The 7,273-nt window shown below is 39.2% G+C and carries 6 protein-coding genes; all 6 read left to right on the top strand.

The features are described 5' to 3' along the window. Positions 1 to 1,146 (top strand): alkaline phosphatase family protein (locus E1171_RS11875; RefSeq protein WP_155206222.1); only part of this gene is annotated, 1,146 nt, incomplete at its 5' end. Positions 1,147 to 1,302: 156 nt separating this feature from the next. Continuing rightward, entirely contained in the window at positions 1,303 to 1,641 is a 339-nt protein-coding gene (locus E1171_RS11870) for a phage holin family protein (RefSeq protein ID WP_155206221.1), read from the top strand. A gap of 370 nt (positions 1,642 to 2,011) precedes the next feature. Continuing rightward, positions 2,012 to 2,503 carry a MarR family winged helix-turn-helix transcriptional regulator gene (locus E1171_RS11865; protein ID WP_155206220.1) on the top strand — a complete coding sequence of 164 codons (492 nt, stop codon included), beginning with the start codon at positions 2,012 to 2,014 and terminating at the stop codon, positions 2,501 to 2,503. A 117-nt stretch (positions 2,504 to 2,620) separates the two neighbouring features. Then, on the top strand, positions 2,621 to 4,195 hold the full coding sequence (hutH, locus tag E1171_RS11860; protein WP_155206219.1) for a histidine ammonia-lyase: 1,575 nt from the start codon (positions 2,621 to 2,623) through the stop codon (positions 4,193 to 4,195). Next, on the top strand, positions 4,173 to 5,843 hold the full coding sequence (hutU, locus tag E1171_RS11855) for a urocanate hydratase (protein WP_155206218.1): 1,671 nt from the start codon (positions 4,173 to 4,175) through the stop codon (positions 5,841 to 5,843). The genes hutH and hutU overlap by 23 nt, the downstream gene beginning before the upstream one ends. Before the next feature lie 135 nt (positions 5,844 to 5,978). Further along, on the top strand, positions 5,979 to 7,244 hold the full coding sequence (hutI, locus tag E1171_RS11850; RefSeq protein ID WP_155206217.1) for an imidazolonepropionase: 1,266 nt from the start codon (positions 5,979 to 5,981) through the stop codon (positions 7,242 to 7,244). The last annotated feature ends 29 nt before the right edge of the window (positions 7,245 to 7,273 follow it).

Here is a 7,273-nt window from a genome sequence, read left to right as displayed (position 1 = left end):
GAAAAAGAAGAAGTGCCCTATGTAATATTAATTTCTCTGGATGGTTATCGGTACGATTATACAGAAAAATATAATGCAGAAAATTTAAAAAGAATTGCAAGTCATATTCAGGCAAAGGCCTTGATCCCTTCCTATCCTTCCAAAACCTTTCCTAATCATTACACCTTAGTCACTGGTTTGTATCCCGAAAATCATGGACTTGTAGGTAATGAATTTTATGATCCTGAAAGAAAAGGTGAATATAGGGTACGTGACAAGGCTACAGTAAGAGATGGCAGTTGGTATGGTGGTACTCCACTTTGGGTTTTGGCGGAACAACAAGGAGTAAAAGCCGCCTCCTACTTTTGGGTGGGTTCTGAAGCCAATATTCAAGGTGTTTTTCCAAGCTACTATAAACATTATGATGGTTCAGTTTCTAATAGTCGAAGGATCAACCAGGTGATTGACTGGTTAAAATTACCAGAGGAGGAAAGGCCTCATTTTATTACACTTTATTTCTCTGATGTGGACACTGCCGGCCATTTATATGGTCCAGACTCCAAAGAGACAGGAAATGCGGTCAGAAAAATTGACAAAGTAATAGGGAGATTGAAGGAAAAATTAGAGGAATTAGATATTCCTGTTAATTTGATGGTGGTGTCAGATCATGGGATGTCCCCAGTGGACTATCGTTATGTGGATTTTCCTGAGGATTATATAAATTTTAAAGAATTTGAAAACGTATCGAAAAGTTCAACCATTTTTATGGTCTATGATCAGGATAAAGCTAAAATTCTTGAAGCTTACAAAGATCTGGAAGACATGAAAAAATATTTTAAAGTACTTTTGAAGGAGGACGTGCCGGAATCTTTACATTTCAAAAATAATGATCGAATTGGGGATTTACTTATTATGGCGGAAAGTCCTTATAGTTTGGCAGTACGAGGAGGTAAAATTGGAAGGGGAACACATGGCTACAACCCATATATAAACAAAGAAATGTCAGGAATTTTTTACGCTGAGGGGCCCCTTTTTAAAGAGCACCAAACGATAAAAGCATTTGAAAATGTAAATGTTTACCCATTGATCGCTTATATTTTCGGATTAAAATATAATAAACAGGCAATCGATGGTAATTTAGAAATCCTAAAACCAATTCTACGATAGAGATGTGATTGGCCACAGCTCTACTCTTATTCTTTAAGTATATTTTTGACACCTTTAAGCTTCTTTTTTTAATTAATCCAAGAAAATCGGTTTTGGATTTTGATTTTGTCCTCAAGATTTTCTCAATTGCAGAAAGCTTTTAAATATTCAATCAAAATGTCAGATTTATTAATTACTGTCCTAGTGAATGGTTTAGCCGTTTATTTAACGGCCTATTTATTGCCCTCAGTCCAAGTAAAAGGTTATTTTGACGCTGTAGTTGCAGGTGTTTTTATATCCATTGTGAATGCAATACTGAGACCGGTTCTTATTTTTCTAACCATCCCCATCACTATTCTTACCTTAGGCTTTTTCTTATTGGTAATTAATGCACTTATGATTTTGCTTGTGAGTCGTTTTTTATCTGGTTTTTCAGTGGGTGGTTTATGGTCCGCAATGCTTTTTAGCATTGTTCTTTCTATAATCAATTACTTGCTTGGCTGGATAATTTGGTAATAGAACCATCATTAAGCAATGCTTTACCGGCAAAGTTGAAAAAAGGGAATGGGTGTTTATTCGTCCTGTTAAAACAAATGTTTTCAGAAGAATAAATTCCTGTCCTCCAATAATGTGGAAGTTGCTAATTCCTTACTTGATTCCGGTATTGGTATTATTTTGGCCATCTTAAGCTTTTTAATTAAGAAAAATATAGAATTATTTTTGGGGTTAAATGCCTTGGTGCCAAGGAGACTTTGACATTGTTCCCCTCATTTTTTAACTCGTTTCAAAAAGGGGATTAAACATTTTTTTGTTTATTTTCTTTGCAGATGAAATTTCAACCCAATATATTTAAGTGCTTATATAAGTACTTATATAAAATTACCTAATGACCTTATACAGACAACTGGGGGAACTGTTATTCGGAACCCGTTTAAAGCGATTGAGTGATAAATTTCTTACTGATGTATCCAAAATTTACCAATCACAAGGGATTAAATTTGAGCCGAGCTGGTTTCCCATATTCTTTTTGTTAGATAAAAAGCAGAAATCAACGTTAAAAACTTTAGCAGAAGAACTGGAAGTTAGTCATTCGGCAATAAGCCAAATGGTGAATACTTTGGAGAAAAAAGAACTACTTAAGGTGGTAGTCGATGAAGAAGATAAGCGGCAAAAATGGATTACTTTTTCTCCTAAGGGGAGGGACATTTTAGAGCGGGTCAAACCCATTTGGATCGCGTTGGAAGATGCCATGAAAGAACTTTTTTCCATGGGAAAAAATAGTCCTGTACTATTATCGGCTTTAGAGGAAGTAGAAGATGCCATGGAAGAGCAGTTTATTTTTTCGAAAGTGACGGAAAAGTTAAATAGTGAAATTTAAATTATAGAGGTGCAGAATTAAGGGGATTACTAATAGCAGGGATTCTTTGATAGTAAAAGATGAATTTTGAAGAGTTAGAAAAGAGAAAAAAATAGAAATTTTAAACAAATACATATTATGAATAGGGAAACCTTTCTTTATGGCAAGGACACGTTAAGTGTAGGATTGGCCCTTGAAATTGCTAGAGGCAGCCGTCTTGGAGTTGTAGATGAAGAAATACGAGGGAAGATTTTGGCAAGTAGGGAGTATGTGGAAACCATCGTTGCCAACAAAGATGTGGTTTATGGAGTAAATACCGGTTTTGGCCCCCTTTGTACTACCTTAATTTCACCTGAGGATACAAAAACTTTGCAATATAACATTCTGAAGAGCCACAGTGTGGGAGTGGGGGAGGCTATTCCCCAGGAGATTGCTAAGTTAATGTTAATCCTTAAGGTTCATTCTTTGGCACAGGGTTATTCAGGTATAGCCATTGAAACGATTGAACGCATCATTTGGCATATTGATAATGATGTGATTCCATTAGTTCCCTCCCAAGGCTCAGTGGGAGCTTCTGGAGATTTGGCACCCCTGGCTCACCTTTTCCTTCCTTTAATAGGTTTAGGAAATGTGCAATATAAGGGACAAGTGATGGACATGCAGGAAGTGTTCCAAAAGGAAGGACTGAAGTCTATTGACTTGGGCCCTAAAGAAGGCTTAGCTCTAATCAATGGGACTCAGTTTATTGCTGGCTATGGTATTAAAGTGTTAGAAAAACTTAAAAATTGTTTGGACACTGCCGATATCTTGGGGGCATTGATGTTGGAAGGTCTTATGGGTTCAGTTAAACCGTTTCAGGCCAAACTTCACAAACTAAGGCCTTTTATTGGAAATAAACATGTTGCCCACCGCTTAAAAACCATGTTGGAAGGCTCTGAAATTGTTGCATCTCACGTAGGGTGTGAAAGGGTTCAGGACCCTTATTCTTTGAGGTGTATGCCACAAGTACATGGGGCCTCAAGAAATGCTTGGCTCCATCTGAAAGAGTTATTGGAGGTGGAATTAAATGCTGTCACGGACAATCCAATTATCTTTTCTGAGAAAGAAACTATTAGTGGAGGTAATTTTCATGGTCAGCCCATGGCACTTCCATTGGATTATGCGGCATTAGCAGCTGCTGAGGTTGGAAACATTGCTGATCGTAGGATTTACCTTTCTCTGGAAGGGAAAATTGATGGTTTGCCTAAATTATTGGTTGAAGAGACAGGGTTAAATTCCGGCTTTATGCTTCCTCAATATACATCGGCTGCCCTGGTAAGTGAAAACAAGAGTCTCTGTTTTCCAGCTAGTGCTGATAGTGTACCAACTTCTTTAGGGCAGGAAGATCATGTGAGCATGGGATCTATTAGTGGCAGAAAAGCCTTGACAATAATTGAAAATCTGGAAAAACTTCAGGCAGTGGAGCTGTTTTGTGCAGCTCAGGCTTTTGATTTCCGCAAGCCTTTGAAATCCGGAAAAATAATTGAGGCCGTACATCAGGCCGTACGTCAAAAAATTGAACATGCTTCTATGGACAGGGTTTTTGCCGATGACATTGAAGTGGCCCGACAAATGATTGTCAATAAAGAAATTGTGAAAGTGGCTGAAGTAGCAGCTAAAAATGAAGGAATTAACTTAAATGGTGAGTATCATGAATTATTCGGAATTTATTAAGAAATACGCAAATCATCCCCATTATAAGGCCCCAACAGGAAATACTTTACATGCAAAATCCTGGCAAACCGAGGCAGCATTGAGAATGTTCTTAAATAACTTGGATGAAGAAGTGGCGGAGGACCCCAACCAATTAGTGGTTTACGGGGGTACAGGACAGGCAGCCCGAAACGTGGACGCCGCACAGAAAATCATCAAATGCCTATTAGAGTTGGAGGATGACCAAAGTTTATTGGTACAATCCGGAAAACCTGTAGGTATTCTGCCGACTCACCCGGAAGCTCCAAGGGTATTGATTGCAAATTCTAACCTGGTTCCAAAATGGGCTAATTGGGAACATTTTCAAGAATTGAAGGATAAAGGTTTAATGATGTATGGCCAAATGACTGCTGGCAGCTGGATTTACATTGGTAGCCAGGGTATTCTTCAGGGTACTTACGAGACATTTGCTGCCTGTGGGGAAAAACATTTTAATGGTGACCTGAAAGGTAAATTAGTAGTAACAGCTGGTCTTGGTGGAATGGGAGGTGCTCAACCGCTAGCGGCAACTATGGCTGGAGCTACTTTTCTAGGGGCAGATGTTGATCCGGAAAGGATTAAAAAGAGATTGGAGACACGCTACATCGATCGCATGACTTATTCTTATGAAGAAGCCAGAGATTGGGTCTTAGAAGCAAAAGAAAAGGGAGAAAATATCTCCGTAGGATTGGTTTCTGACGCTGGGGATATGTTAGAGAAGCTTTTGGCTGATAATGTTATTCCTGAGGTTTTAACCGATCAAACTTCAGCACATGATCCGGTATACGGCTATGTGCCTAATGGTTTATCTCTGGAGGAGGCCGAGCAATTACGAAATGAGAATCCGGAAACTTATAAAGTGAAGTCTTTGAAGAGTATGGCTCGCCATGTAAATCTTATGCTTCAGATACAGGCCAGAGGTGCAAAAACCTTTGATTATGGAAATAATTTAAGGGAATTTGCTCAACAAGGTGGGGAGGCCAATGCTTTTGACTTTAATGGTTTTGTTCCCGAATATATTCGTCCACTTTTTTGTGAAGGAAAAGGGCCTTTCCGTTGGGCTGCTCTCTCGGGAGATCCTGAAGACATCAGGGTAACGGATCAAGCTTTGCGAGAAGCATTTCCCGAAAATAAGTTATTGATCAAATGGTTAGATGAAGCCGGAGAAAAAGTAGCTTTCCAGGGACTTCCATGCCGTATTTGTTGGTTAGGTCTTGGTGAGCGTAAAAAAGCAGGTCTTATTTTCAATGAATTAGTAAGAAGTGGAAAAGTAAAGGCTCCTATTGTTATAGGCCGTGATCATTTGGATTGTGGTTCTGTAGCTTCTCCAAACAGGGAAACGGAGGGAATGAAGGATGGGTCCGATGCAGTTTCCGATTGGCCTTTATTAAACCTTATGGCCAATACAAGTGGGGGAGCAACTTGGGTTTCTTTCCACCATGGAGGAGGAGTAGGAATGGGTTATTCTCAGCATGCGGGTATGGTTGTCGTAGCCGACGGAACGGATAGAGCAGAAAGATGTTTGACTCGTGTTTTACATTCCGATCCAGCCATGGGAGTTTTACGTCACACAGATGCTGGTTATGAAAAAGCCATTGAAGTAGGTAAAGAATTTGGACTTGATTTGTAATTAGATTCGTTTGAAAAAGATTAATAGGATTAATGGATAATGGGATTTTTAATTTAATAGGATTGATAAACCCTAATGACCATTAATCCTAAAAATCTCAATTCAGACCAAAAGAATTCTTAATTCCGAATTATTATGGAAACATTAAAGAAAAGTCGCTATCGCCTGATTGGCCCATTTACCCAAGTATTAACAATGGATCACCTTCCTCTTAAAGGTGCTCTTGCAGATGAAGATTTAGAAGTGATTTATCAGGCCGGAATTTTGATTAATGGGGATAAAATTGTTGAAATTGGCGATTTCATAGAGTTAGAAAAAGAGATCCCTGCTTTAAATGGGGCTATTGAGTACTTGGAAGAGGATTATGTACTAATGCCCGGCTTGGTGGATAGTCATACTCATATTTGCTTTGGAGGTTCAAGAGCTAGGGATTATGCTATGCGGGTTGCAGGTAAGAGTTATTTGGAAATCGCTAGAAGTGGTGGTGGAATATGGGATACGGTGACAAAAACCCGCGAGGCATCCTTGGAATCGCTGAAGGACGGAATAAACAAGCGAGCCCATCGATTGCTGAAAGAAGGGGTGACTACTTGTGAGGTGAAAAGTGGCTATGCCTTAAATGTAGTAGGTGAAATAAAAATGCTTCATGCTATTAAAGAAGTAAATGATTCCAACCCAATAGATCTAATATCTACCTGTCTGGCAGCACATATGCCTCCAAAAGATTTTAATGGAGTGCCGGAAGAATACCTGCAGCAGATTTTAGAGGTTTTGCTTCCGGAGGTGAAAAAACAGGAGCTTGCCAAAAGAGTAGATATTTTTATTGAGGAAAGCGCTTTTTCTACTGATGAAGCTGTACCTTATTTGAAAGCTGCAAAAGAAATGGGATTTTCCATTACCGTTCATGCTGATCAGTTTTCTACAGGTGGTAGCGAAGTCGCAATTGAAGTGGGGGCAGTTAGTGCAGACCATTTGGAAGCAAGTTCAGAAAATGAAATAGAGCTTTTGGCTATGAGTGATGTGGTGGCAACCGCCCTTCCTGGAGCTTCTCTTGGACTTGGATGTGCTTTTACTCCTGGTAGAAAATTGTTAGATCATGGGGGCTGTTTAGCTATTGCCAGTGATTGGAATCCCGGATCTGCCCCTATGGGAGACTTGTTGATGCAGGCAGCGGTTTATGGAGCAGTAGAGAAATTAAGTATGGCAGAAACTTTGGCAGGAATTACCGTAAGAGCCGCTCATGCTTTGGAAGTAGAGGATAGAGGGGTTTTGTCTTCAGGTAAAATTGCAGACTTTATTGCTTTTCCTACCCATGATTTCCGTGAAATTCTGTATCAGCAAGGGAAATTGAAGCCTTCAATGGTTTGGAAGAATGGAAAATTAGTGAAAAGCGAAAAATAAAAATTAGAGACGCAAGATTTTATGTCTCT

The sequence above is a fragment of the Xanthovirga aplysinae genome, from assembly GCF_009711365.1.
In the GTDB taxonomy this organism is placed as follows: domain Bacteria; phylum Bacteroidota; class Bacteroidia; order Cytophagales; family Cyclobacteriaceae; genus Xanthovirga; species Xanthovirga aplysinae.
The sequence above is the reverse complement of the archived record's forward strand: the minus strand, read 5'-3'. Positions and strand labels throughout refer to the sequence as shown.